Source organism: Polaromonas sp. 39-63-25 (assembly GCF_002278925.1).
In the GTDB taxonomy this organism is placed as follows: Bacteria; Pseudomonadota; Gammaproteobacteria; order Burkholderiales; family Burkholderiaceae_C; genus Polaromonas.
The window spans coordinates 107,166-130,231 of sequence record NZ_NCJH01000003.1; the positions used below are offsets into that span (position 1 = coordinate 107,166).

Sequence of the window (23,066 nt, forward strand, 5' to 3'; positions counted from 1 at the left end):
CTTGCGGGAAGGAATTGCCATGGAACCCATCCAGAATGCCACGGTCTACATCGTCGATGACGATGCCAGCGTGCGCGAGGCGCTGGCCTGGTTGCTGCGTTCGCGGCGCCTGACCAGCGAGACGTTTGCCAGCGCCGAGGCGTTCGACGAACGGATCTCGGGGGCGTCCGCCATTTCCTCGCCCTCGTGTGCCCTGCTCGATGTGCGCATGGGCGGCATGAGCGGGCTGGCCATGTTCGAAAAGCTGATTGGGTATGGCCTGCTGCCCACCCTGCCGGTGATTTTCCTGACCGGTCACGCCGACGTGCCGACCGCGGTCGATGCCGTCAAGCGCGGCGCTTTCGATTTTTGCGAGAAGCCCTTTTCCGACAATGTGCTGGTGGACCGCATCGAGCAGGCGTTGATGCAGTCGGCAGCGGCGCTGGCCGATCGCAGCAAGCACACCAGCCTGCATGTGCGCCTGGAAGGCCTGACGGAGCGTGAGCGTGACGTCATGAAGCTGGTGGTGGAGGGCCTGCCGAACAAGCTGGTGGCCGACCAGCTCGACATCAGCGTGCGCACGGTGGAAGTGCACCGGGCCCGGGTTTTTGACAAAATGCAGGTAAAGTCGGCGGTGGAGCTGGCGAATCTGCTCCGTAATTTATAGCGCTAAAGCGGATCGCCGGGCTTTTCCGGTGGTGCATCGCGCTGGGCATCGGCATCGCTTTTGAGTTCGCCTTTGTTGCGGCCGGAGAACATCGTCCACCAGACAATGAAAACCAGAATGAGCAGGGCCCCCAGGGCTTCGAGTAAAAGTAAGGCCATGACTGTTTTTTCCCGGATAACACCGACGCTTGTCATTATCGCTGCCGTGCTGGGCCTGGTGTCCTGCGCGACGGCGCCCGTGCCTGCTTCCCGGCCTTCGGCGCCCGCCGCTGCCAGCGTGCCTGCGCGTCCCGGGTCAGGCGCAGAGGCTGGCACCATGGTGCGCGGCAAGAGCCGCTGGGTGCCGGTGGCCTGGAGCGACCTGCCGGGGTTTGAAAATGACGCGCTGTTCGAAGCCTGGAACGCCTGGCTCAAAAGCTGTGAGCGGCCCGGGCCGGTGTTTGCACCGCTGTGTGGCGAGGTAAGGCGCCTGAGCATTGCGACAGGGGAGGAGCAGCGCGCCTGGATGGTGGGCCGGCTGCAGCCTTACCGCGTCGAAACCCTGCAAGGCACGGCCGAGGGACTGCTCACCAGCTATTACGAACCCGTGCTCAGGGCCAGCCGGCAGCCCGGCGCCGCTTACCCGGTGCCGCTGTACCAGCCTCCGGCCGGCCTGGGCAGCCGCAAGCCCTGGTACACCCGGCAGGAAATCGAGACGCTGCCCGAGGCGCAGGCCGCACTGCGCGGGCGGGAAATCGCCTGGCTGGCCGATCCGATTGATGCGATGTCGCTGCATATCCAGGGCTCGGGCCGGCTGGCCATCACCGATGCCGGGGGTGCGCAGCGTACCGTGCGGGTGGCGTTTGCCGGTTCCAACGACCAGCCTTTTCGCAGCATCACCCAGTGGCTGATGGAGCAGGGCCAGGGCCGGATGAACGCGCCCTGGACCGAATCCACCAAGGCCTGGGCGGCGCAGAATCCGCAGCGCGTGTCGCAACTGCTGTGGAGCAACCCGCGTTATATCTTTTTCCGCGAAGAAACCCTGAGCGAGATGGACGCGGCCTTCGGCCCGCGCGGCGCCCAGGGCGTGCCCCTGACGCCCGGCCGTTCGATCGCCGTGGATCGGGAAAGCATTCCTTACGGCACCCCGGTCTGGCTCGCCTCGCGCGGCGCGGCGGCGGACCTGCAAAAACTCGTGATCGCGCAGGACACGGGCAGCGCCATCGTCGGTGCCGTGCGGGCCGACTATTTTGCCGGGACGGGGCCGCAAGCGGGCGAGCTGGCCAGCCGCGTGAACCAGCCCCTGCGCTTGTGGGTGTTGTGGCCCAAATGAGCCTGCCGCCCACCTTTCTCCCCCGCTGCGGCCTGCTGCTTGCTGCGGCTGCCCTGCTCTCTGCTTGCGCCGCCCCCGGCACCGGATCAGTGGCAACGCGTTACCGCTGTGAACATGGCATTGATTTCAGCGTGAGGTTCGTGGATGACAGTGCGCTGATCGAGAGTTCGCGCGCCTCCGACGTGCTTTTTCGTGACGCAGGCGGGCAAGGCGCCTCGCAGACCGTGTACAGCAACACGCGTATGCGCGCCGAGTTTGGCCTGGGTTCGGGCGAGCGTGAGGCGGTGCTGCGTTACCCGCTGCTGCCGCTGGTGGCGCGCTGCGTGCGGGACGGAAAAGAAGTCCCTTAACGTACCGAAATCCGCAGCTGCACCGTCAGCGTCGAGCGGGTTGTCGACTGCGCGTTGTTGAACAAGCCGGCACTGCTGTCGTTGCTGTCCTCCTCCGACTGGGCCACGGTCACCCACTCGTTGAGCGGCGCAACCAGCGTTGTCACCACGCGGGAATCGGTGGGTGGCGAAGTCGCGCTGCGTGGGCTTGACACGGCGGCCAGTTCCAGCTCGGCGCTGTCGCCGCCGCGCCAGAACGGCCTGGCCGCAAAACCGCTGCCGGCGTTCATCAGCACCGTGGCGCTGCCGTAACGCACGATTCCGTTTTGCACAAAGCTGTGCAGCAGTCGCACAGGGACGCTGTTGCCCAGCAGGATGTTGGCGCTGCGGCCGTTCAATACCAGCAAGCGCTGGGTCACGTCGCCCGACCCGGTTCGCTGGCCGCTTTGCGCGTCGATGTGGACATCGCCTCCAGAATGGCCGGGCTGCATGCGCACCGTGCCGCCGGCGCCCAAGGTGTTCCGGGACGCGCTGCTGTCCCGCAGCTGGCGTACCTCAATTTGCAGATTGCGCGTCGGCAAGGGCGCCTGGTTTACTATCAAATCAGGAGCTGATTGCGCCCGTGCAACAAGGGCTGGAGCCATAAAAAGCACCGCAAACAGGGCCGAAACGGCGTGTGAGCGGCAAACAGGCATGGCGCGGGCTGTCATGGTGTCTTGTCTGACAAGTGGCCCAGCGGCAGCACGCTGCTGGACTTGATCTCGCCCAGGGAAAAGCTGGTGTGCATGTCCTTCACATTGGGCAGGTTCAGCAGGCTTTTCAGGGCGAAGCGCGAGAAGCTGTCGAGGTCGCGGGCCACCACCTGCAACTCGAAAGTTCCGGTGCCGCTGATGTAGTGACAGGCGATGATCTCAGGCAATTTGCGGATCGCCTCTTCCATCGCGCTGGTCGCATCGCCGGTGTTGCGGTCGGCGTCCAGGCGCACAAAAGCCAGCACACCCAGGCCGATCTTGTGGCGGTCGATCTCCGCGCGGTAACCCTTGATGAAGCCACCTTCCTCCAGGGCCCTGACGCGTCGCCAGCAGGGGGCGGCGCTCAGGCCGACGCGGGTGCTGAGTTCGGCGTTACTCAAGCGCCCGTCGGTCTGCAATTCATTCAGGATCGCGAGGTCAAACTTGTCGAGTGTTTCCATAATTGGCAATTTTAAGCAAGAATCTTGCTTAAGGCGAGTTAAACAAGGCATAAAAAGCAAAGACTTATCTGGCCATCGCGCCTACACTTTGCTCCTATATAGAGGCATCACCCTATCCGGGTGTGAGCCTCTTCGCGCTGCCCAAAAGGCGGTGTCAGCCCCACGACTGGAGACAAGATGAACGCACCCCTGCCCGAACACATCCGCAAGGCCCTGGAAACGGTGACCTTGGACGACAAATACTCGCTCGATTACGGTCAGGCCTTCATGAGCGGCGTGCAGGCCCTCGTCAAGCTGCCCATGCTGCAGCGCCAGCGCGACGCCCTGCAAGGCAAAAACACCGCCGGCTTCATCAGCGGGTATCGCGGTTCCCCGCTCGGTGGTTACGACCAGGCGCTGTGGAAAGCGTCCAGCTACCTGAAAGCGCAGAACATCGTGTTCCAGCCGGGCGTCAATGAAGAGCTCGCCGCCACCGCGCTGTGGGGCACGCAGCAGCTGGGCTTTTCGCCACCGGGCACCAACAAGTACGACGGCGTGTTCGGCATCTGGTACGGCAAGGGGCCGGGCGTGGATCGCTGCTCGGACGTGTTCAAACACGCCAACATGGCGGGCACCACCCCTTGGGGCGGCGTGATTGCGGTGGCCGGCGACGACCATGTGGCCAAGAGCTCCACCGCCGCGCACCAGAGCGACCATATTTTCAAGGCCTGCGGCTTGCCGGTGTTTTTCCCGACCAATGTGCAGGAAATTCTGGACCTGGGCGTGCACGCGTTTGCCATGAGCCGCTTCTCGGGCGTCTGGGCCGGCATGAAGACCATCCAGGAAATTGTCGAGTCCAGTGCCACGGCGATGATCGACCCTGAACGCGTGCAGATCAAGATCCCGCTTGATTTCCAGATGCCGCCGGGCGGTGTCCACATCCGCTGGCCGGATGCGGCGCTCGACCAGGAAGCGCGCCTGTTCGACTACAAGTGGTATGCCGCGCTGGCCTACATCCGCGCCAACCGGCTTAATTACAACGTCATCGAAGGCCCGAACGACCGCTTTGGCATCATCGCCAGCGGCAAGGCCTACAACGACACGCGCCAGGCCCTGATCGACCTCGGGCTGGACGATGCCACCTGCCGCCAGCTTGGCATCCGCCTGCACAAGGTGGGTGTGGTCTGGCCGCTGGAAGCGCAGGGCACGCGCGAATTTGCCACCGGCCTGCAGGAAATCCTGGTGGTCGAGGAAAAACGCCAGGTCATCGAGTACCAGCTCAAGGAAGAGCTCTACAACTGGCGCGCCGACGTGCGGCCCAACATCTACGGCAAGTTCAACGAGGTCGAGGGTGACTTCAGCGGCGGCGAATGGTCCATGCCGAACCCGACGGCCAACACCCTGTTGCGCGCCAACGCTGACCTGTCACCTTCGCTGATCGCCCGCGCGATTGCCCAGCGCGTGCGCAAGCTGGGCCTGGACAGCGACATGACGGCGCGCATCGACGCGCAGCTGGCCATCCTCGAAGCCAAGGAACGCTCGCTGCAGGTGCTGGAAGTCAAGGCCGACCGCCAGCCCTGGTTTTGCTCCGGCTGTCCGCACAACACCAGCACCAAGGTGCCCGAAGGCTCGCGCGCCATGGCCGGCATCGGTTGCCATTTCATGGCATTGTGGATGGACCGCAGCACGTCCGGTTTCACCCAGATGGGCGGCGAGGGCGTGCCCTGGGTCGGCCAGCAGCCGTTCACGACCGACCAGCATATCTTTGCCAACCTCGGTGACGGCACCTACTTCCACAGTGGCTCGCTGGCGGTGCGCCAGTCGATTGCCTCGGGCGTGAACATCACCTACAAGATTCTCTACAACGACGCGGTGGCCATGACCGGCGGCCAGCAGATCGGCGAGCGGCCGGAAGGCCTGTCGGTGGTGCAGATTGCCCAGTCCATGCGGGCCGAAGGGGCGGCCAAAATTGTGGTGGTCACCGACGAGCCGGAAAAATACGACGGTGTGGCACTGGCCGAAGGCGTGACGGTGCATCACCGCGACGAGCTCGACACCATCCAGCGGCAGTTCCGCGAGATCAAGGGCACGACGGTCATCATTTACGACCAGACCTGTGCCACCGAAAAGCGCCGGCGCCGCAAGCGCGGCACCATGGTCGACCCGGCGGTGCGCGTGGTCATCAACGAGCTGGTCTGTGAAGGCTGCGGTGACTGCAGCGTGCAGTCCAACTGCCTGAGCGTCGAACCGCTGGAGACCGAGTTCGGCCGCAAGCGCCAGATCAACCAGTCCACCTGCAACAAGGACATGTCCTGCCTGAAGGGCTTTTGCCCGAGTTTCGTGACCGTCGAGGGCGGACAACTCAAGAAGAAGGCCAAGGGCAAGGCGGCTTCACCGTTTGAGATGGACGCCCTGCCGCAGCCGCAGATCCCCGCGACACAAGGTGTCAACGGCGCTGTCTGGGGCATCGTGGTGGCCGGCGTCGGCGGCACCGGCGTCATCACCATCGGGCAGTTGCTGGGCATGGCCGGGCACATCGAAGGCAAGGGCATCGTCACGCAGGACGCCGGTGGCCTGGCACAGAAAGGCGGCGCCACCTGGAGCCATGTGCTGATAGGCGCGAGCCAGGACGATATCCGCACCACGCGTGTCGGCATGGCCGGCGCCGACCTGATCATCGGCTGCGACCCGATTGTGACGGCCGGCAAGGAAACGGTGCTGCGCATGCGCGAGGGCCGCACCCACGTGGCGCTCAATTCCCACAGCACGCCGACGGCGGCGTTTGTGCACAACGCGAACTGGCAGAACCCGGCCGAGGCCTGCGCCGCGGAGATCGCCAAAGCCGTGGGGCTGGCCGGTGTCGGTGCCTTCAATGCCGACGCAGCGTCCATCAAGCTGATGGGTGACAGCATTTACACCAACCCGATGATGCTGGGCTACGCCTGGCAAAAGGGGTGGATCCCGCTGGAATACGCGTCGCTGATGCGTGCCATCGAGCTCAATGCGGTCGCGGTGGACAACAACAAGACGGCTTTCGAATGGGGCCGCCGCGCGGCCCACGACCTGCCCTCGGTGGAAAAGCTGTTTGCCTCCGCGCAGGTCATCAGCATGCCGGCGCCGCGCCAGGGCCTGCCGGAGCTGGTGGCGCGCCGCGTGGCCTTTCTGACGGATTACCAGAATGCGGCGTATGCAAAGCGCTACGAAAGTTTCGTGAACCGCGTCCAGCAGGCGGAATCGGCACTCGGAAAAACGCTGCTCACGCAAGCGGTTGCGAAGTACCTGTTCAAGCTGATGGCCTACAAGGACGAATACGAAGTCGCGCGTCTGCACACCGACCGCAGTTTCCTGGACAAGGTCGACGCGATGTTTGAGGGCGACTTCAAGCTCAACTATCACCTGGCCCCGCCCATGATTGCGAAGCAAAACGACAGGGGCGAGCTGCAAAAGCAGAAATTCGGCCCCTGGATGCTGACGGGCTTCAAGCTGCTGGCCAGGCTCAAGGGCTTGCGCGGCACGGCGCTGGACCCGTTCGGACGCACCGAAGAACGCCGGATGGAGCGTGGACTGATTGCCCGGTACGAGGCCAGCATTGAGGAAGTGCTGCGCACGCTGGATGCGGACAACCATGCCGCTGCCCTTGACCTGGCCCGTATTCCGGAGCTCATCAAGGGGTATGGCCACGTCAAGGCGCGCCATGTCGAGGCTGCCCAGCAACCATGGAGCGCGGCGACGGCGGCATTCCGCCAGCCGGTCGCCGGCGAGCGCCAACTGGTTGCCTGAGGACCCGGCGGGCGGGGCTGGAGGTCGCGTCCGGCCTGAAAAAGCTCGGCTGGCCGCATTTGCCGGCCGACAATGGACGGTAAGGGCCTGCAAAGGGCGAAAACCGGTAGGGTTACAAGTCCTGACATCCACCCGCCCGCATACAATCGGCCTTCCGCGCCCCCGCTGTGACCAGTGGGAGCCTTACTTATTGTTGTGGAGTCTGCCGTGTTTATTTCTTCCGCGTTTGCCCAAACCGCCCCAGCCGCTGCTGCCGAAGGCGGCATGTTGTCTTCGCTCACCAGCATGCTGCCGCTGGTGCTGATGTTTGTGGTGCTGTATTTCGTGATGATCCGCCCGCAGATGAAAAAACAGAAAGAGCATCGCGCGATGATTGACGCACTGGCCAAAGGCGACGAAGTGGTCACCGCCGGTGGCCTGCTCGGCACGGTCACCAAGCTGGGCGAGGCCTACCTGAGCCTGGAGCTTGCCACGGGCGTCGAGGTCCAGCTGCAGCGCAGTGCCATCGTCCAGGTCCTGCCCAAAGGCAGCATCAAGTCCTAGTCGTTTCTCCCGGCCGGCCGGCATGGACCGGCTTTTTCAGCCCCTCAGTTTCCCAGGAACAGCACGCTCATGAATCGTTATCCGGTCTGGAAGTACGCGATCATCGTCGTCGCCCTGTTGATTGCCGCCCTTTACACGCTGCCCAACTTTTTTGGCGAGGCGCCTGCGGTGCAGGTTTCCGCTGCCAGGTCCAGCGTCAGGATCGACGAGACAACAGTCGCTCGCGTCGAGAAGGCGCTCAAGGATGTCAATATCGTTGCGGAGGCGGTGACTTTCGATGTCACGTCGGTCAAGGCACGTTTTGGCGACACGGACACCCAGCTCAAGGCCAAGGACGCGATTGAAAAAGCGCTGCTGCCCGATCCGGCCACACCGTCTTACATCGTGGCCCTCAATCTGCTGTCACGCTCACCCGCCTGGCTGACCGCCCTGAACGCCCGGCCCATGTACCTCGGCCTGGACTTGCGCGGCGGTGTGCATTTCATGCTGCAGGTGGACATGCAGGCGGCACTGACGAAAAAGGCCGAGTCGCTGGCCGGAGACATCCGCCTGGTGTTGCGGGAAAAGAACATCCGCCACGGCGGCATCAACCGCAACGGCCAGGTCATTGAGGTCAGGTTCCGTGACACGGCCACGCTGGACGCCGCCAAACGCCTGATCCAGGACCAGTTTGCCGACCTGCAACTGGCGGACGCGCCCGACGGAACCGAGTACAAGCTCAATGCCAGCATCAAGCCCGAGGCGGCCCGTCTGGTGCAGGAGCAGGCACTCAAGCAGAACATGGTGACGCTGCACAACCGCATCAACGAACTCGGTGTGGCCGAGCCGGTGATCCAGCAGCAGGGTCTGGACCGCATCGTGGTGCAGTTGCCCGGTGTGCAGGACACGGCCAAGGCCAAGGATATTCTGGGGCGCACGGCCACGCTGGAAATGCGGCTGGTCGATGAAAGCGCCGAAGGCCGCGCGGCCGAAAGCGGCGCCAGTGCCGTCCCTTTTGGCTCGGAGCGCTTCCTGGAACGCGACGGCCGACCTGTGATTGTCAAGAAGCAGGTGATCCTGACCGGCGAAAGCCTGACGGATGCCCAGCCGGGGTTTGACTCGCAGAGCCAGCAGCCCAAGGTGGACCTGACCGTGGACGCCAAGGGCGGACGCATCATGCGCGACGTGAGCCGCGAAAACGTCAAGAAGCGCATGGCGATCGTGCTGTTTGAAAAAGGCAAGGGCGAGGTGCTGACGGCCCCGGTGATCCAGAGTGAGCTCGGTAACCGCTTCCAGATTTCCGGCTCCATGAGCGTGACGGAAGCCAATGACCTGGCATTGCTGCTGCGTGCCGGATCGCTGGCTGCCCCCATGGAAATCATTGAAGAACGCACCATCGGCCCCAGCCTGGGCGCTGAAAACATCGCCAAGGGCTTTCACAGCGTGGCCTGGGGCTTTCTCGTGATCGTCGCTTTCATGGCCGTTTACTACATGCTGTTCGGGCTGTTCTCCGGTCTGGCTCTGGCGGTGAACCTGCTCCTGCTGGTGGCGGTGCTGTCCATGCTGCAGGCGACCCTGACACTGCCCGGCATGGCGGCCATGGCGCTGGCGCTCGGCATGGCGATTGACTCCAATGTCCTGATCAACGAGCGGGTGCGCGAGGAGTTGCGCAATGGCGTGGCACCGCAGGCCGCCATCCATAGCGGCTATGAGCGCGCCTGGGCCACCATTCTGGACTCGAACATCACCACGCTGATTGCCGGGCTGGCCTTGCTGGCCTTTGGTTCCGGACCCGTGCGCGGATTCGCCGTGGTGCACGTCATCGGCATTTTGACAAGCATGTTCTCGGCCGTGTTCTTCTCGCGCGGGCTGGTCAACCTCTGGTACGGACGGCAGAAGAAACTCAAATCGGTGTCCATTGGTACCGTCTGGCGACCCGCCGGAAACACTGCTGTGCCTGCCAAGCCTGCAGCGTCGGCCAACTAGACCACAGAACAACGGACAGAAAACGCCATGGAATTCTTCAAAATCCACAAAGACATCCCGTTCATGCGGCATGCCTTGATCTTCAATGTGATTTCATTCACGACCTTTGTGCTGGCCGTGGTTTTCCTGTTTTCGCGTGGCCTGCATCTGTCGGTGGAGTTCACCGGCGGCACGGTGATGGAGGTCAGCTATTCGCAGCCCGCCGATGTCGAAAAGGTCAGGGGTACCGTGGCGGGCCTGGGCTTTACCGATGTGCAGGTGCAGAATTTCGGCACGGCGCGTGAAGTGATGATCCGGCTGCCTGCACAAAAAGGCGTGACCACCGCCCAGCAGAGCGAGAAAGTGATGGCGGCGCTGAAGGCGGATGACCCGCAGATCGCCCTGCGGCGGACCGAGTTTGTCGGCCCCCAGGTGGGCGAAGAGCTGGCCCAGGATGGCCTGAAGGCGCTGGCCATGGTGGTGGTCGGCATCATGATTTACCTGGCGTTTCGCTTCGAATGGAAGTACGCGGTGGCGGCCATCATTGCCAACCTGCACGACGTCGTGATCATTCTTGGTTTCTTCGCATTTTTCCAGTGGGAGTTTTCGCTCTCCGTGCTGGCCGCCGTGCTGGCCGTGCTGGGCTACTCGGTCAACGAATCGGTGGTGATTTTCGACCGGATACGTGAAAATTTCCGCCGTTACCGCAAGATGAACACCGTGCAGATCATCGACAACGCGATCACCTCCACCATCAGCCGCACCATCATCACGCATGGTTCCACCCAGATCATGGTGTTGTCGATGCTGCTCTTTGGCGGACCGACCCTGTTTTACTTTGCGCTGGCCCTGACGATTGGCATCCTGTTTGGCATCTATTCTTCGGTGTTTGTGGCCGCAGCGATTGCGATGTGGCTGGGCATCAAGCGCGAAGACCTTGTCAAGCCATCGGGGAAAAAGGAAGAGGACCCCAACGACCCGAATGCCGGGGCAACGGTTTAGGCAAACCGCACCAACATCTATACGGACGTGGCCGCAAACACCAAAAGAGACCTTCTTCTTGCCCGGCAGGCGCGCGAACGGTTTGTGAGCCACGCCGCGCGCATCCTGCCCGAGCTGGCTGGCGCCATCCGGCAAAAACTGTCGACCCTGACCGAGCAGAGCGGCAGTGCCCGCGACATGCAGGATCGCCGTGACGCCTGGTTGTCCTTTCAGGATTCGGAAGCGGTCTGGGTCAACGCCACCATCGCTGCCTGGAAAAATGCACTGCTCCCGGCGGCCGCGCCAGCTGGCATGGCGGTGGATACCGGCAAGTTCGAGCTGATGGGCAACGAAGTGATGGAGAACAGGATTCTTGCCTCCCGCCTGGCTTTGCGCCTGCTGGACAGTGCCAGTTGGGAGCTCAACGACCTGCGTCTGCGCGTCCAGAGCCTTGAGGGAGTTTCCGAGCTCGCCAAGGAAGACATTCTCCGACCCGAAGTCCTCTCGCAAAAGATGGTGGAGCAATGGACCCTGGCTCCCCTGTCGCGCGAGGTGTGGCTGACGGTGCAGGACCTGATCCAGCAGCAGTTGACCGAGCATCTGCTGGAGGCCTACCGCGCCGCCAACGAGTTCCTGATCAAGGAAAACGTGATGGTGGACATCGATCTGCGGGCACTCGTCAAACGCACGCCCTCTGCAAACAGCCCGTCACCCGTGCGCGCCAAACCCAAGCCGGAGGGCCGTCGCGCCACGGCGCCGGTCGGGCAGGCGTCCGGTGAAGCTGGCGTTGAAGGGGGCTCTTCGGGCGTTGGGGCCGGGGGCGGCGGACGTTCAGGTTCAGGTTCAGGTTCAGGTTCAGGGCGTGGAGGTAGCGGTGGCGGTGGCAGCTCGTCGGGTGCTACGGGGGGGGCCGCAAACTCCGCCGCAGCCAGGGAAGCGATCCAGGACGAGACACGCATGCAGACCGGGACGTCGCCACTGGCACGGGCGCGCATGCGGGCGCAGGGGGTGATGGGGCATCTCAAGCGCCTGCTGTCCGACCACGCCGTTGATTTTGATCACACCCACGCCAATCAGCCCTCACCCCAGCTGGCGCAGGCCCTGTCCAGGGTGCAAACCCGCGCCGCGACGGGCAATGCCTACGAAGGCACCTTGATCGATGCACCCGGTCAGGTTTATGGTGCCGTCGATGTGGAGCAGGCGGCAGGCGCCTTGCGCCAGCGCACCAGCGACCTCAAGCAGGCGGCGAGCACATCCAGTGAAAAGGCCACCATCGAAATCGTGGCGCTGATGTTCCAGAGCATTCTGGCGGAAGACCGCATTCCGCCTGCCGTGCGGGTGTGGTTTGCCAGGCTGCAGATGCCGGTGCTGCGTGTTGCGATTTCAGAACCGGAATTTTTCGGTTCCCTGCAGCATCCGGCACGCCGGCTGATCGACCGCATGGGCTCCTGCGTGCTTGGTTTTGATGCGACGATCTCGGGCGGTGCGCTGGAGATTGAAATCAAGCGCATCGTGCAGGTCATCGAGCAATACCCGGAGACCGGCAGGCGGGTGTTCCAGCTGGTGTATGACGAGTTCCAGAAATTCCTTTCGAAATTCCTGTCCGGACAAGGCAGCGCCGCGCGCGTGGTCAGCGTGGCCCAGCAGATGGAACAGAAGGAAACCATGGCCATCCAGTACACCATCGAAATGCGCAACATGCTCAACGACATGCCTGTGCGCGAAGAGATCCGTGAATTCCTTTTCAAGATCTGGGCCGAGGTGCTGGCCATTGCAGCCATGAAAAACGGGCCCCAGCACAAGGACACGATCACGCTCAAGCAGGCGGCGGCCGATCTCGTCTGGGCCGCCAGCGCCAAGCCCAACCGGAATGACCGGGCCCGCGTCATTGCCGACCTGCCCAAGCTGCTGCACCTGCTGCGTCTGGGCATGTCCATGCTGGGCATGACCGCGCCGGTGCAGGACCAGCACCTGAAGATCATCAGCGATACGCTGGCGGACGCCTTCATGTCCAAGACCGATGCCATCTCCCTGGAGCGCATTGAGGAAATGTCCAGGCGGCTGGCGAATCTGGAGGACTACCTGTCGGACGAGGATGTCGGCGACCTGCCGCTGGACACCGAAAGCCTCGTCATGATGATCGGCATTGATGCCTCGGAAATCGAGGTGATTACCGACGGTGGCAGCCAGCCCAGCGAGGCCATGCGTTCCTGGGCGCAGGAGTTGCAGCTCGGGTCCTGGTTCACGCTGGACCACAACGGCCAGGTCAGCCATGTGCAGTTTGCCTGGCGCAGTGACCGCAAGCAGTTGAACCTGTTTGCATCGACCGACGGCCGCAACTTCCTGATCCAGGCGCGCCGTCTGGCGGCCTACCTGCAGGCCGGTCTGCTGGTGCCGACCGAAGACGAAGCCCTGACCGTGCGCGCCACCCGCGATGCGCTGGCCAAGCTCGATGCCAATCCGGAGCGCCTGCTGGGCTGATCGCCAGCGCGGTGAGGAGCCTTCTTTACCAGCAGGGGCCGCGGGTCCGGCTGTGCCGGCCCGCAGGCGCAGCGCCCCCTCGGGGGGCAGCGAGCTACACGCAGTGAGCGAACGTGGGGGCTCTAATGCGCCACGCGGAAGTCCGCGTCGTCGCAGAGTTCGTCCAGGACCAGTGCATCGGGCTCTTCGCCAAAGCTCCAGTACACCATCAGCACAATGATCTTGAGGTCGTCCAGCGCAAGGGGGTCTCCCGGTGCGGCCATTGCCCGGTCGATCACGATTTCCCGCATGTGGGATGGCAGCACACCCGAAGACTCCAGGAAACTGACGAAGCCCAGGGCCTGGGCGCCGAGGTGGTCCTGCTCTGCCACTGAATAAACACGCAGGCTGCCGGCCGACTGGGGCTGGAAGCCCGGCGGTGTGGTGGCCGTTGCGGGGACAGGGGGGGCGCTGGCCGGTGATGCGGCAGGCATACCAACCTGGGTGTTCTGCGCGGCGATGTTCAGGCCGTTGAGCCAGACCAGCGCCGCCTGGATCTCGTCGGCCTCAAAACCGACCGCCGTGAGTTTGCGGCTCAGCTGGTGCAACTCGGGGCAGGCGTCGCCTTGCCAGTAATTTTCGTAAACGTACACCAGTACTTCAAACATGCACTCAATATAACGCAGTTGGGAACGGTGTGACCGTTGTACGCCGCCGAAGGCCCTTGACCCGACGTAACCGTAGGCGTCAACCCCTCGCCATGCGCTGAAATAGCCCGCCCTGCAGCCTGGCAACCTCCCCGGCCATCTCCAGCGCCAGCAGACGGGCCTGTAATTCGGCGGTTGCCAACCCGGTGCGCGCCTGCAGGGCGTCGAGGCTGACGGGCTCGTACCCCATCGCCGCAAACAGCGGGTCGTCTGCAGGCTGTCCGTCCGCATCCGGTTCTGCGGTCAAGGCAGTCGAAAGCTGAGGCAGGTTCAACTCTTCCAGCACGTCCTGGGCGGACTCGACCAGCTTGGCGCCCTGTTTGATGAGGGCGTGGCAGCCCCGCGACTGGGGGGAGTGGATGGAGCCGGGGATGGCAAACACCTCCTTGCCCTGTTCCGCGGCCAGGCGCGCGGTGATGAGCGAGCCCGACTTGAGCGCCGCTTCGACGACCAGCGTGCCTTGGGACAGACCGGAGATCAGGCGGTTGCGCTTCGGGAAGTTGGCGGTGAGGGGCGGTGTGCCCAGCGGGAATTCGCTGATGACCAGGCCATTTTCAGCAATGCGGTGAGCCAGCGCCAGGTGCTGCTTCGGATACACCCGGTCCAGCCCGGTGCCGACCACGGCCAGGGTGGTGCCGCCGCCGAGCAGGGCGCCGTCGTGAGCTGCGCCGTCCACGCCGAGCGCCAGCCCCGACACCACACAGAGACCGGCTTCACCGAACACCCAGGCAAATTGCCGGGCATTGCTTTCCCCCTGCGGCGTCGGGTTCCGGCTGCCCACGATAGCGAGGCAGGGAGCTGCGCTATTGATAGCTGCCGGCGCCCAGGGATCGAGGGATCCAAGCATATAAAGCATGGAAGGTGGGTCTTCGATGTCGAGCAGCGCGGGCGGGTAGCCGGCATCGCCCAGCGTCACCACACGCCGGTTGTCGGCGCCCTGCAACCAGTCCAGGGTGGTTTGCAGTTGGGCGGCCAGGGTGGCGGGCTCGGTCAGTAGCGCATCGGCCAGGCGGTCGGAGCCGAGCTGCCGCAAGGTGCTTGCGTCCTGTTCAAAGATGGCCTGGGCTGACCCGAACGCGGCCAGCAGCTGGCGGGCTCCCGCGTTGCCGATACCCGGGGTCAGCGACAGGCGCAACCAGGCGCCGAGTTCAGCAACGTCCATGGAAGGGTCGGATTCAGGCGGAGGCGGCAACGCAATTCATGCAGACGGTCTGCACAAGCTGGCGCTGATGCTTAATTGGGATTTTCGAAGTGGTCGCCCACTTTTACGCCTTCGCTTACCTCCAGGACCAGCGCATAGGAGAGCTTTTCAAAAGTGCGGAAGACAATCAACAAGCCGTTGCGTTCGTTGGGCAGCTTGATCTGTGTTCTGGCAGAGTCCGTGCGGTCGGTGATCCGTTCCCCGCTTCGCAAAATTGCCATGACATGGCCCCGCTCCAGACCGTCCCGGATGCCGCGGTTGATCACAACAACCTGGTTGCCCGCCGCATAACGCACGGCACTGCCATAAATCGAGACAATCTGGCCCTCAATGGGGAGCTGTGGCGCGCGCGGTACATAACTGAGCAGTTCGCGCGGCGGTTCCGGCACCAGCCGGTCACCGACGCGCATTTCTTCCTTCGCGACGAGGATGTCGATGGTGGCCGGGATGATCTCATCGACGAGCTTGCCGTCCTTGCCCTTCACGCTGGCGGTGGACTCGCCGCGCACCAGCTCGGCCTTGCCAAGAAACTGTGCTTCGTAGCCGAGAATTTCGCCGGTGGTGGGGTCTTTCAGCGGTGTCGCATTGCGGAAGACCCGATAGTCCAGCGGCTCACCTTTGGCTGTGCTCAGCGGCTTGCCGGTGTCCTTGTTTGAGTAAACGCCGCGTGCGTAGGCGCGGTCGCCTCGGCTGAGCAAGACACGGCCTTCCTGGGCGGCCACAATGCGCGGGGCGGTCAAAAACGCGGCTTCATCAACGATCAGGGCTTCCGACAGAAAGGGCTCAATGGCCTGTGGCGACAACGTCGGGATGGCTGCGTCGGCCAGCGATTCGTAACGCGTGCGCGGCGATACCCGCACGGTGCCGGGCTGGCCGTCGCCGTCGCCCGCGCGCCGGGCCCGCAAAGTGGCGCGGCCGCCGGATTTGTCCAGATACAGCTGCTGGCCGGGATAAATCCGGTGCGGATTGCGGATGTCATCCAGATTCATGCCCCACAACTCGGGCCAGCGCCACGGGGTTTTCAGGAACATGCCCGAGATGGCCCACAAGGTGTCGCCGCGCTTGACGGTGTATTCGTCGGGGGCATTGGGGGCCAGATCGCTCAGCGGCACGCCGGTTTGGGCCACCTGGCTGGCCGTGGCTTTCTGGCCGGCGGTGATCGGGAAATTCTGTGCGTGCAGACCTGCGGTGGATGCCAGCAGAGCGGCCGCTATTGAAATCTGACTGAACCGACCAAAAATATGTTGCATCTTGAGGCCCTTGGGGCTGGCGCGGCCTTGGGCATCAAGGCCGGACGCCGCGTTTGTATCTTGATAAATCACTAGCGATTTTGTACTTAAGCCCTTGATTAGGCAACGAATATGCCATTTCGCGACAGCGGGGATGCTGAAAAATGGCGAAAATTAGCGAAAATAGCGACATCTGATTGCCTGCCACCATGACCCAACTGACCATCCTTCGTTACCCTGACCCGCGTCTGCACACCGTTGCCAAGCCCGTGGCGGCGGTGGACGCGCGTATCCGCACTTTGGTGGGGGACATGCTGAAAACCATGTATGCCGCCGAGGGGATCGGCCTGGCCGCCAGCCAGGTCAATGTTCACGAAAGAGTCGTTGTGATCGACGTCAGCGAGGGCCGCGACCAGCCGCTGGTACTGATCAACCCCGAAATCATCTGGTCCAGCCCGGAGACCCAGGTCAACGACGAAGGCTGCCTGTCAGTGCCCGGCGTGTATGACGGGGTGGAGCGCGCCAGCGCCATCAAGGTGCGGGCGCTGGACCTGCAGGGCCAGCTGCAGACCCACAGCGCCGAAGGCCTGCTGGCGGTGTGTGTCCAGCACGAGATGGACCACCTGATGGGCAAGGTGTTCGTCGAGTACCTGTCGCCGCTCAAGCGCAACCGCATCAAGACCAAGATGATCAAGCAGAAAAAGGACGAGGAACGGGTCTGAGTACAGTCCCCACGCTCGCTCACTGCGTGTAGCTCGCTGCCCCGAGGGGGCGCTGCGCCTGCGGCCCGGCAAAGCCGGTTCCGCGGCCCCGGCTGGTTTGAAGAGAAGTCACGGCGCATCTCCGCCAAGCAGGCCTCTGAAAAATTGGACGGTCCACTTTTCCAGGCCGGTACTCGGCGAAAATCCTCCGATGCGCATTATTTTTGCCGGTACCCCCGAATTCGCCCGTGTGGCCCTCGCGCAGCTGCATGCTGCGGGTTTTGAAATTCCCTTGGTCCTGACCCAGCCGGACCGTCCCGCCGGGCGCGGCATGAAGCTGCAGGCGTCCAGCGTCAAGCAGTTCGCCCTCGACCACCACATTCCCGTGGCGCAGCCGCGCAGCCTGCGGCTGGACGGCAAATATCCCGAAGACGCTGCCGCAGCACGCGCCGCCATCGAGTCGGCACAGGCCGACGCCATGGTGGTGGCGGCCTACGGCCTGATCCTGCCGCAGTGGGTGCTCGACACGCCCCGGCTGGGCTGCTTCAATATCCATGCATCCTTGCTGCCGCGCTGGCGCGGTGCGGCGCCCATTCACCGCGCCATCGAGGCCGGCGACAGCGAAACCGGCATCACCATCATGCAAATGGACGTCGGGCTGGACACCGGAAACATGCTGCTGGTGGAGAAAATCGCGATTCTGCCGACCGACACCACCGGCAGCCTGCACGACCGGCTGGCGGCCCTGGGTGGCCGGCTGATGGTCGAGGCGCTGGAGCTGGCGGCCTGCGGCGGGCTGACCCCCGTGCGCCAGCCTGAGCAGGGAATCAGCTACGCCCACAAGATTGAAAAACACGAGGCCACCATCGACTGGACGCAAAGTGCGGCGGTGATCGCACGGCGTATCCGCGCCTTCAATCCCTTCCCGGCCGCAGCCAGTCCGGTGGCCGGTGAAATCCTCAAGATCTGGGAGGCGGCCGTGTGGCCGGGGCCCGTGCCGGCCGGCGCCCGGCCGGGCGAAGTGCTGGCCGTCAGCGAGCAGGGGGTGGATGTCGCCGCGGCAGACGGCGTACTGCGCCTGACGCGCCTGCAGAAGGCGGGCGGCAAGGCGCTGGAAGCCGCGCAGTTCCTGCGTGGCTTCGCGCTGGCGCCTGGCATGGTGTTTGGTGCAGACCCGGAGGCCGCACCATGAATACCCCCAAAGAGCCGCTGTGGCGCCACCCCGAGTTCCGCCAGGGCGTGCGCGACATGGCGCCCATTGCTGCCGGCACCGCCGCCTGGGGCCTGATGACCGGCGTGGCCATGGTCAAGTCGGGGCTCAGTGTGTTCGAGTGCGTGCTGATGACGGTAGTCGTGTTTGCCGGCAGTTCGCAGCTGGCGGCGGTGCCGCTGATTGTGGCCGGCGCGCCCATGTGGGTGATTCTGGCGACCGCTGCCTGCGTGAACCTGCGCTTTGTCGTGTTCAGCGCCCACCTGCGCCCGTACATGATGCACCAGCCGCTGTGGCGCCGCATGGCCGGCGGGTACTTCACGACCGACCTCAGTTATGTGATGTTCACCGCCCGACATCCGAAGCCGGTGCCGCCCGATGATCTGCCGACCCTGCGCGCGCAGGAGGCCAGCCTGGCGGGCAACTGCGCCGTCACCTGGGTCGCCTGGGTGGTGCCCAGCCTGCTCGGCATCGCCATGGCCAACGCCGTGCCGCTGCACTGGGGCTTGGGGTTTGCGGGCATCCTGGCCTTGCTGGGCATCACGCTGTCACTGGCAAGCAGCCGGCTGCGCCTGATCTCGGCCGGTGTGGCCGGCGCCGCAGCGGTGGCGGCCTTTGCCCTGCCGCTCAAGCTCAACATCCTGGTCGGCATCGCAGCGGCCGTGGCGGTCTGCCTGATGCTCGAAAAGCCCGCCAGGCCAGACGCAGGCCGTCCCAAAGCCGGGGAGGCCGCATGATGCAGACCGATGGCTGGACTGTGGTGACCATCCTGGGCCTGGCGGTGGTCACCGTGATCACGCGCTCTTTCTTTTTCCTGTCGAGCAAACCCTGGACATTGCCGGATTGGGCCCAGCGCGGGCTGCACTATGCGCCGATTGCTGCGCTGGCGGCGGTGATCGTGCCCGAGATCGTGATGACGCAGGGATCTTTGATCAGCACCTGGCGGGACGCGCGCGTGTTTGCCGCGCTGGCGGGCGCTGCCTGGTTTTTCTGGCGCCGCACCGTGCTCGGCACCATCGTGGCCGGCATGGCGGTGTACCTGCCGCTGCATGTCTACCTCGGCTGGTAGGCTTCACCGGACCCGCTCCTACAATCACTGGCACACCGATTTTTACCTTCTGTTTCCTTGCGAGCCCCCATGAAATTCATCCGTTTCTCCGATCTGTGCGCCCAAGGCCTTGTCAAGGGCCGGCGTGTCTTCATTCGTGCCGACCTCAATGTGCCGCAGGACGATAGCGGCCACATCACCGAGGACACCCGCATCCGCGCCTCGATTCCCTGCATCCAGATGGCCCTCGACGCCGGCGCCGCGGTGATGGTGACCTCGCACCTGGGCCGGCCCACCGAAGGGCAGTTCAAACCCGAAGACTCCCTCGCGCCGGTGGCGCAGCGCCTGGGCGAACTGATGCAGCGTGAGGTGCCGCTGAAGTCCGGCTGGGTCGACGGCGTGGACGTCGCGCCTGGTGAACTCGTGCTGCTGGAGAACTGCCGCGTCAACCCCGGCGAAAAAAAGAACGACGAGGCGCTGGCGCGCAAGATGGCGGCGCTCTGCGATATTTTTGTGCACGATGCTTTCGGCACGGCGCACCGCGCCGAAGCCTCGACCTACGGCATCGCGCAGTTTGCCAAAACGGCCTGCGCCGGCCCGCTGCTGGCGGCCGAAATGGATGCGATTTCCAAGGCCCTGGCGAATCCGAAGCGCCCGCTGGTCGCCATCGTGGCCGGCAGCAAGGTATCGACCAAGCTGACCATTCTCCAGGCACTGGCCGGGAAGGTGGACCAGCTGATTGTGGGCGGCGGCATTGCCAACACCTTCATGCTGGCCAACGGCCTGCCCATCGGTAAAAGCCTGGCGGAACGCGAACTGCTCGACGAGGCCCGGGCGGTGATGGCGGCCATGAAGGCGCGCGGCGCCGAGGTGCCTGTTCCGACCGACGTGGTGACCGCCAAGACCTTCAGCGCCGATGCGCCCGCCACCGTCAAGGCAGCCACCGAGGTGGCGGACGACGACCTGATCCTGGACATCGGCCCACAAACCGCGAAAAAGCTGGCCGATCAGCTGATGGCCGCCGGCACCATTGTCTGGAACGGCCCGGTGGGCGTGTTCGAGTTTGCCGCCTTTGAGGGCGGCACGAAAGCCATTGCGCAGGCGATTGCCGCCAGTCCCGCTTTCAGCATTGCCGGCGGCGGCGATACGCTGGCCGCCATTGCCAAATACGGGATTGAAAAAGACGTGGGCTACATCTCCACCGGCGGCGGCGCCTTCCTCGAAGTGCTGGAAGGCAAGACCCTGCCGGCGTTCGAGATCCTGCAGAAGCGTGCAGCGGGCTGAGCCGGAGCGACATTTGCTATTAAAAATATAGCTCTCTGCGCAATCAGGGCAAGGGGTGGAGGCCGTTTTTGCTTGAATTTTTTCGGATCCACGGATAGCTGCCGGGAGTTTGCAGATGACGGATTTTCACGGTGTTTTTCCTTATCTGGTGTCGCCCATTGACGCCGACGGAGAGGTCAGCGCGCAGGTCCTGACGCGCCTTTGCCAGGACCTGATGGCGGCCGGTGTGCATGGCCTGACGCCTCTGGGGTCGACCGGCGAATTTGCCTACCTCAACCCGGCGCAGCGGCGCCGGGTGGTGGAGGTGGTGGTGCAGGCCGCCGGCCGCCGGGTTCCGGTGGTGGCCGGTGTGGCGGCCACCACCATCGTCGACGCCGTCGGTCAGGCCCGGGAGTACGAACGTATGGGCTGCGACGGCATCCTGGCGGTGCTGGAAGCGTATTTCCCTGTGGACGACGAAGGTGTCTACCAGTACTTCAAGGCAATTGCCGATGCCGTGTCGCTGCCAGTGGTGATCTACACCAATCCGAATTTCCAGCGCTCCGACCTCAAGCTGCCGGTCATCGAGCGGCTCAGCCACATTCCCAACATCCGTTATATCAAGGACGCTTCCTTCAACACCGGGCGCCTGCTGTCGATCATGAATGTGGTCGAGGGCCGAATGGAGGTTTTCGCCGCGTCGTCGCACGTGCCTGCGACCGTCATGCTGATGGGCGGCGCGGGCTGGATGGCCGGGCCTGCCTGCCTGGTTCCCCGGCAGAGCATCGCGCTGTACGAGCTGTGTCGGGCCGGCCGCTGGAGCGAGGCCATGGCCTTGCAGCGCAGGCTCTGGAGCATCAACCAGGTGTTTGCCACCTTCAACCTGGCGGCCTGCATCAAGGCCGGCCTTGTGCTGCAGGGGTATGAGGTCGGCCATCCCTTGGCCCCGCAAGCACCGTTGTCGCCGGAGGGTGTGGAAACCGTGCGTCGGGTCCTGCACGAACTGGGCGCGCTGTAGCCAGTGCAGTGCGCCGGTGTACCCGGCCTGTAACCGGTTCCGTGTGAGAATCGTCTACAAATTACAGGAGACACTCATGCCACGCCGCGCCACCAAAATTGTTGCCACCCTGGGCCCCGCCTCGAGCGATCCGGCGCTGCTTGAAAAAATGATACGTGCGGGCGTCAACGTGGTGCGCCTCAATTTCAGCCACGGCACGGCGCAGGACCACATCGACCGGGCCGGGCTGGTGCGCGAGGCGGCCCAGCGCGCCGGCCGTGAGGTGGCCATCATGGCCGATCTGCAGGGGCCGAAAATCCGCGTCGGCAAATTTGCCGAGGGCAAGGTCACACTGGTGCCCGGCGCCAAGTTCGTGCTCGATGCCTCGCGCACCGAGCCGGGCGACATCAAGGGTGTGGGTCTGGACTACAAGGAGCTGCCGCGCGACGTGAAAGCCGGCGACCTGCTGCTGCTCAACGACGGCCTGATTGTGCTGACCATCGACGCGGTGCGCGGCGAGGAGGTCCACACCACCGTCAAGCTGGGCGGCGAACTCTCCAACAACAAGGGCATCAACAAAAAGGGTGGCGGCCTGACCGCGCCCGCGTTGACCGCCAAGGACATGGAAGACATCCGGACCGCCATGAGTTTCCAGGCGGACTATGTCGCGGTGAGTTTTCCGAAAAACGCCACCGACATGGAAATGGCGCGCCAGCTGTGCAATGTGGCCGCCGCGCCCTACAAACACAAGCCCGGCCTGATTGCCAAGATCGAACGCGCCGAAGCCATTCCCAACCTGGAAGACATCCTGCGGGTCAGCGACGGCATCATGGTCGCGCGTGGCGACCTCGCGGTGGAAGTCGGCAACGCCGCCGTGCCGGCGCTGCAAAAACGCATGATCAAGATGGCCCGCGCCATGGACAAGGTGGTCATCACCGCCACGCAGATGATGGAAAGCATGATCCTCAACCCGGTGCCCACGCGCGCCGAGGTCAGCGACGTGGCCAATGCCGTGCTCGACGGGACCGACGCCGTGATGCTGAGCGCAGAAACGGCCGCAGGCAATTACCCGCTCGAGACCATCGAGGAAATGGCCAATATCTGCCTGGAAGCGGAAAAAGCCGAATACACGGCGCTGGACGCCGACTTCAGCGGCAAGACCTTCACGCGCATCGACCAGTCGATCGCCATGGGGGCGCTGTTCACGGCCCACCACCTGGGCGCCAAGGCCATCGTGGCGCTGACCGACAGCGGTTCCACGCCGCTGTGGATGAGTCGCCACGACATCCGCGTGCCGATCTACGCACTCACTCCGCGCCTGGCGACGCAGCGCAAGATGGCGCTGTACCGCAATGTGCGCCCGCTGTTGATGGACACCAGCGCCGACCGCGACACCGCGCTGGAACAGGCGGAAGGGCACCTGCTGCGCCGCAACATCGTGCAAAGCGGCGACGTGTATGCCATCACCTGCGGCGAACCCATGGGTGCCCCTGGCGGCACCAACATGCTCAAGATCTGCCGGGTGGCCTGAGCCAAACCTGTAAA

The 23,066-nt window shown here is 64.1% G+C and carries 21 protein-coding genes; 15 read left to right on the forward strand and 6 right to left on the reverse strand.

The window, feature by feature from the left end; translation table 11 throughout:
* The first annotated feature begins 19 nt into the window (after positions 1-19).
* Entirely contained in the window at positions 20-646 is a 627-nt protein-coding gene (locus tag B7X65_RS04840) for a response regulator (protein ID WP_293593166.1), read from the forward strand.
* A gap of 2 nt (positions 647-648) precedes the next feature.
* Here the strand turns inward: B7X65_RS04840 and B7X65_RS04845 are convergent, their stop codons facing one another.
* Positions 649-804, reverse strand: a complete 156-nt coding sequence (locus tag B7X65_RS04845; RefSeq protein WP_293593167.1) for a hypothetical protein — start codon at positions 802-804, stop codon at positions 649-651.
* Between B7X65_RS04845 and B7X65_RS04850 the strand changes: the two genes are divergently transcribed.
* Both B7X65_RS04850 and B7X65_RS04855 read left to right on the forward strand, forming a co-directional pair.
* Entirely contained in the window at positions 803-1,957 is a 1,155-nt protein-coding gene (locus tag B7X65_RS04850) for an MltA domain-containing protein (protein WP_293593168.1), read from the forward strand. The two genes, B7X65_RS04845 and B7X65_RS04850, sit on opposite strands and share 2 nt — an antisense overlap.
* Entirely contained in the window at positions 1,954-2,307 is a 354-nt protein-coding gene (locus B7X65_RS04855) for a hypothetical protein (protein ID WP_293593169.1), read from the forward strand. The genes B7X65_RS04850 and B7X65_RS04855 overlap by 4 nt, the downstream gene beginning before the upstream one ends.
* On the opposite strand, the gene B7X65_RS04860 is transcribed toward B7X65_RS04855, so the two are convergent.
* Positions 2,304-2,930, reverse strand: a complete 627-nt coding sequence (locus B7X65_RS04860) for a hypothetical protein (protein ID WP_293593170.1) — start codon at positions 2,928-2,930, stop codon at positions 2,304-2,306. The genes B7X65_RS04855 and B7X65_RS04860 overlap by 4 nt on opposite strands.
* Before the next feature lie 62 nt (positions 2,931-2,992).
* Entirely contained in the window at positions 2,993-3,478 is a 486-nt protein-coding gene (locus B7X65_RS04865) for an Lrp/AsnC family transcriptional regulator (RefSeq protein WP_293593171.1), read from the reverse strand.
* A 177-nt stretch (positions 3,479-3,655) separates the two neighbouring features.
* On the opposite strand from B7X65_RS04865, the gene B7X65_RS04870 reads away from it, so the two are divergent.
* From B7X65_RS04870 to B7X65_RS04890, 5 genes are all read left to right on the forward strand, one after another.
* A complete protein-coding gene (locus B7X65_RS04870; protein WP_293593172.1) occupies positions 3,656-7,237 on the forward strand; it encodes an indolepyruvate ferredoxin oxidoreductase family protein in 3,582 nt (1,193 codons plus the stop codon).
* A 207-nt stretch (positions 7,238-7,444) separates the two neighbouring features.
* Positions 7,445-7,780: a preprotein translocase subunit YajC gene (gene yajC, locus B7X65_RS04875; protein WP_096666202.1), complete on the forward strand. Its 336-nt coding sequence runs from the start codon at positions 7,445-7,447 to the stop codon at positions 7,778-7,780.
* A 69-nt stretch (positions 7,781-7,849) separates the two neighbouring features.
* Positions 7,850-9,745, forward strand: a complete 1,896-nt coding sequence (secD, locus tag B7X65_RS04880) for a protein translocase subunit SecD (RefSeq protein WP_293593173.1) — start codon at positions 7,850-7,852, stop codon at positions 9,743-9,745.
* 27 nt (positions 9,746-9,772) lie between these two features.
* On the forward strand, positions 9,773-10,726 hold the full coding sequence (gene secF / locus B7X65_RS04885) for a protein translocase subunit SecF (RefSeq protein ID WP_293593174.1): 954 nt from the start codon (positions 9,773-9,775) through the stop codon (positions 10,724-10,726).
* A gap of 27 nt (positions 10,727-10,753) precedes the next feature.
* On the forward strand, positions 10,754-13,186 hold the full coding sequence (locus B7X65_RS04890; protein WP_293593175.1) for a DUF1631 family protein: 2,433 nt from the start codon (positions 10,754-10,756) through the stop codon (positions 13,184-13,186).
* Positions 13,187-13,308: 122 nt separating this feature from the next.
* Here B7X65_RS04890 and B7X65_RS04895 read toward each other — a convergent pair whose 3' ends face one another.
* The 3 genes from B7X65_RS04895 to B7X65_RS04905 all read right to left on the reverse strand — a co-directional run bounded on the left by B7X65_RS04895 (position 13,309) and on the right by B7X65_RS04905 (position 16,323).
* Complete coding sequence (locus B7X65_RS04895) at positions 13,309-13,833, reverse strand: DUF494 domain-containing protein (RefSeq protein ID WP_293593176.1); 525 nt, start codon at positions 13,831-13,833, stop codon at positions 13,309-13,311.
* A gap of 79 nt (positions 13,834-13,912) precedes the next feature.
* Positions 13,913-15,034 (reverse strand): DNA-processing protein DprA, encoded by a 1,122-nt coding sequence (dprA, locus tag B7X65_RS04900; protein ID WP_293593177.1) that lies wholly within the window; start codon positions 15,032-15,034, stop codon positions 13,913-13,915.
* Positions 15,035-15,105: 71 nt separating this feature from the next.
* On the reverse strand, positions 15,106-16,323 hold the full coding sequence (locus B7X65_RS04905) for a LysM peptidoglycan-binding domain-containing protein (protein WP_293593178.1): 1,218 nt from the start codon (positions 16,321-16,323) through the stop codon (positions 15,106-15,108).
* Between the two features lie 188 nt (positions 16,324-16,511).
* Between B7X65_RS04905 and def the strand changes: the two genes are divergently transcribed.
* The 7 genes from def to pyk all read left to right on the forward strand — a co-directional run bounded on the left by def (position 16,512) and on the right by pyk (position 23,052).
* Positions 16,512-17,024, forward strand: a complete 513-nt coding sequence (gene def, locus B7X65_RS04910) for a peptide deformylase (RefSeq protein ID WP_293593179.1) — start codon at positions 16,512-16,514, stop codon at positions 17,022-17,024.
* Between the two features lie 190 nt (positions 17,025-17,214).
* Positions 17,215-18,195 (forward strand): methionyl-tRNA formyltransferase, encoded by a 981-nt coding sequence (gene fmt / locus B7X65_RS04915; RefSeq protein WP_293593180.1) that lies wholly within the window; start codon positions 17,215-17,217, stop codon positions 18,193-18,195.
* Positions 18,192-18,950, forward strand: coding sequence for an AzlC family ABC transporter permease (locus B7X65_RS04920; protein WP_293593181.1), 759 nt, complete (start codon positions 18,192-18,194; stop codon positions 18,948-18,950). The genes fmt and B7X65_RS04920 overlap by 4 nt, the downstream gene beginning before the upstream one ends.
* A complete protein-coding gene (locus B7X65_RS04925; RefSeq protein ID WP_293593182.1) occupies positions 18,947-19,282 on the forward strand; it encodes an AzlD domain-containing protein in 336 nt (111 codons plus the stop codon). Before B7X65_RS04920 ends, B7X65_RS04925 begins: the two co-directional genes overlap by 4 nt.
* A 69-nt stretch (positions 19,283-19,351) precedes the next feature.
* Complete coding sequence (locus B7X65_RS04930; protein ID WP_293593183.1) at positions 19,352-20,545, forward strand: phosphoglycerate kinase; 1,194 nt, start codon at positions 19,352-19,354, stop codon at positions 20,543-20,545.
* Between the two features lie 115 nt (positions 20,546-20,660).
* Entirely contained in the window at positions 20,661-21,542 is an 882-nt protein-coding gene (locus B7X65_RS04935; RefSeq protein ID WP_293593184.1) for a dihydrodipicolinate synthase family protein, read from the forward strand.
* Between the two features lie 76 nt (positions 21,543-21,618).
* Positions 21,619-23,052: a pyruvate kinase gene (gene pyk / locus B7X65_RS04940; protein WP_293593185.1), complete on the forward strand. Its 1,434-nt coding sequence runs from the start codon at positions 21,619-21,621 to the stop codon at positions 23,050-23,052.
* Positions 23,053-23,066 lie beyond the last annotated feature (14 nt).

Coding starts and splice junctions, on each gene's coding strand:
- B7X65_RS04840 (WP_293593166.1), top strand. CDS start 20: ATGGAACCCATCCAGAATGCCACGGTCTACATCGTCGATGACGATGCC.
- B7X65_RS04850 (WP_293593168.1), top strand. CDS start 803: ATGACTGTTTTTTCCCGGATAACACCGACGCTTGTCATTATCGCTGCC.
- B7X65_RS04845 (WP_293593167.1), bottom strand. CDS start 804: ATGGCCTTACTTTTACTCGAAGCCCTGGGGGCCCTGCTCATTCTGGTT.
- B7X65_RS04855 (WP_293593169.1), top strand. CDS start 1,954: ATGAGCCTGCCGCCCACCTTTCTCCCCCGCTGCGGCCTGCTGCTTGCT.
- B7X65_RS04860 (WP_293593170.1), bottom strand. CDS start 2,930: ATGGCTCCAGCCCTTGTTGCACGGGCGCAATCAGCTCCTGATTTGATA.
- B7X65_RS04865 (WP_293593171.1), bottom strand. CDS start 3,478: ATGGAAACACTCGACAAGTTTGACCTCGCGATCCTGAATGAATTGCAG.
- B7X65_RS04870 (WP_293593172.1), top strand. CDS start 3,656: ATGAACGCACCCCTGCCCGAACACATCCGCAAGGCCCTGGAAACGGTG.
- secD (WP_293593173.1), top strand. CDS start 7,850: ATGAATCGTTATCCGGTCTGGAAGTACGCGATCATCGTCGTCGCCCTG.
- secF (WP_293593174.1), top strand. CDS start 9,773: ATGGAATTCTTCAAAATCCACAAAGACATCCCGTTCATGCGGCATGCC.
- B7X65_RS04895 (WP_293593176.1), bottom strand. CDS start 13,833: ATGTTTGAAGTACTGGTGTACGTTTACGAAAATTACTGGCAAGGCGAC.
- dprA (WP_293593177.1), bottom strand. CDS start 15,034: ATGGACGTTGCTGAACTCGGCGCCTGGTTGCGCCTGTCGCTGACCCCG.
- B7X65_RS04905 (WP_293593178.1), bottom strand. CDS start 16,323: ATGCAACATATTTTTGGTCGGTTCAGTCAGATTTCAATAGCGGCCGCT.
- def (WP_293593179.1), top strand. CDS start 16,512: ATGACCCAACTGACCATCCTTCGTTACCCTGACCCGCGTCTGCACACC.
- fmt (WP_293593180.1), top strand. CDS start 17,215: ATGCGCATTATTTTTGCCGGTACCCCCGAATTCGCCCGTGTGGCCCTC.
- B7X65_RS04920 (WP_293593181.1), top strand. CDS start 18,192: ATGAATACCCCCAAAGAGCCGCTGTGGCGCCACCCCGAGTTCCGCCAG.
- B7X65_RS04925 (WP_293593182.1), top strand. CDS start 18,947: ATGATGCAGACCGATGGCTGGACTGTGGTGACCATCCTGGGCCTGGCG.
- B7X65_RS04930 (WP_293593183.1), top strand. CDS start 19,352: ATGAAATTCATCCGTTTCTCCGATCTGTGCGCCCAAGGCCTTGTCAAG.
- B7X65_RS04935 (WP_293593184.1), top strand. CDS start 20,661: ATGACGGATTTTCACGGTGTTTTTCCTTATCTGGTGTCGCCCATTGAC.
- pyk (WP_293593185.1), top strand. CDS start 21,619: ATGCCACGCCGCGCCACCAAAATTGTTGCCACCCTGGGCCCCGCCTCG.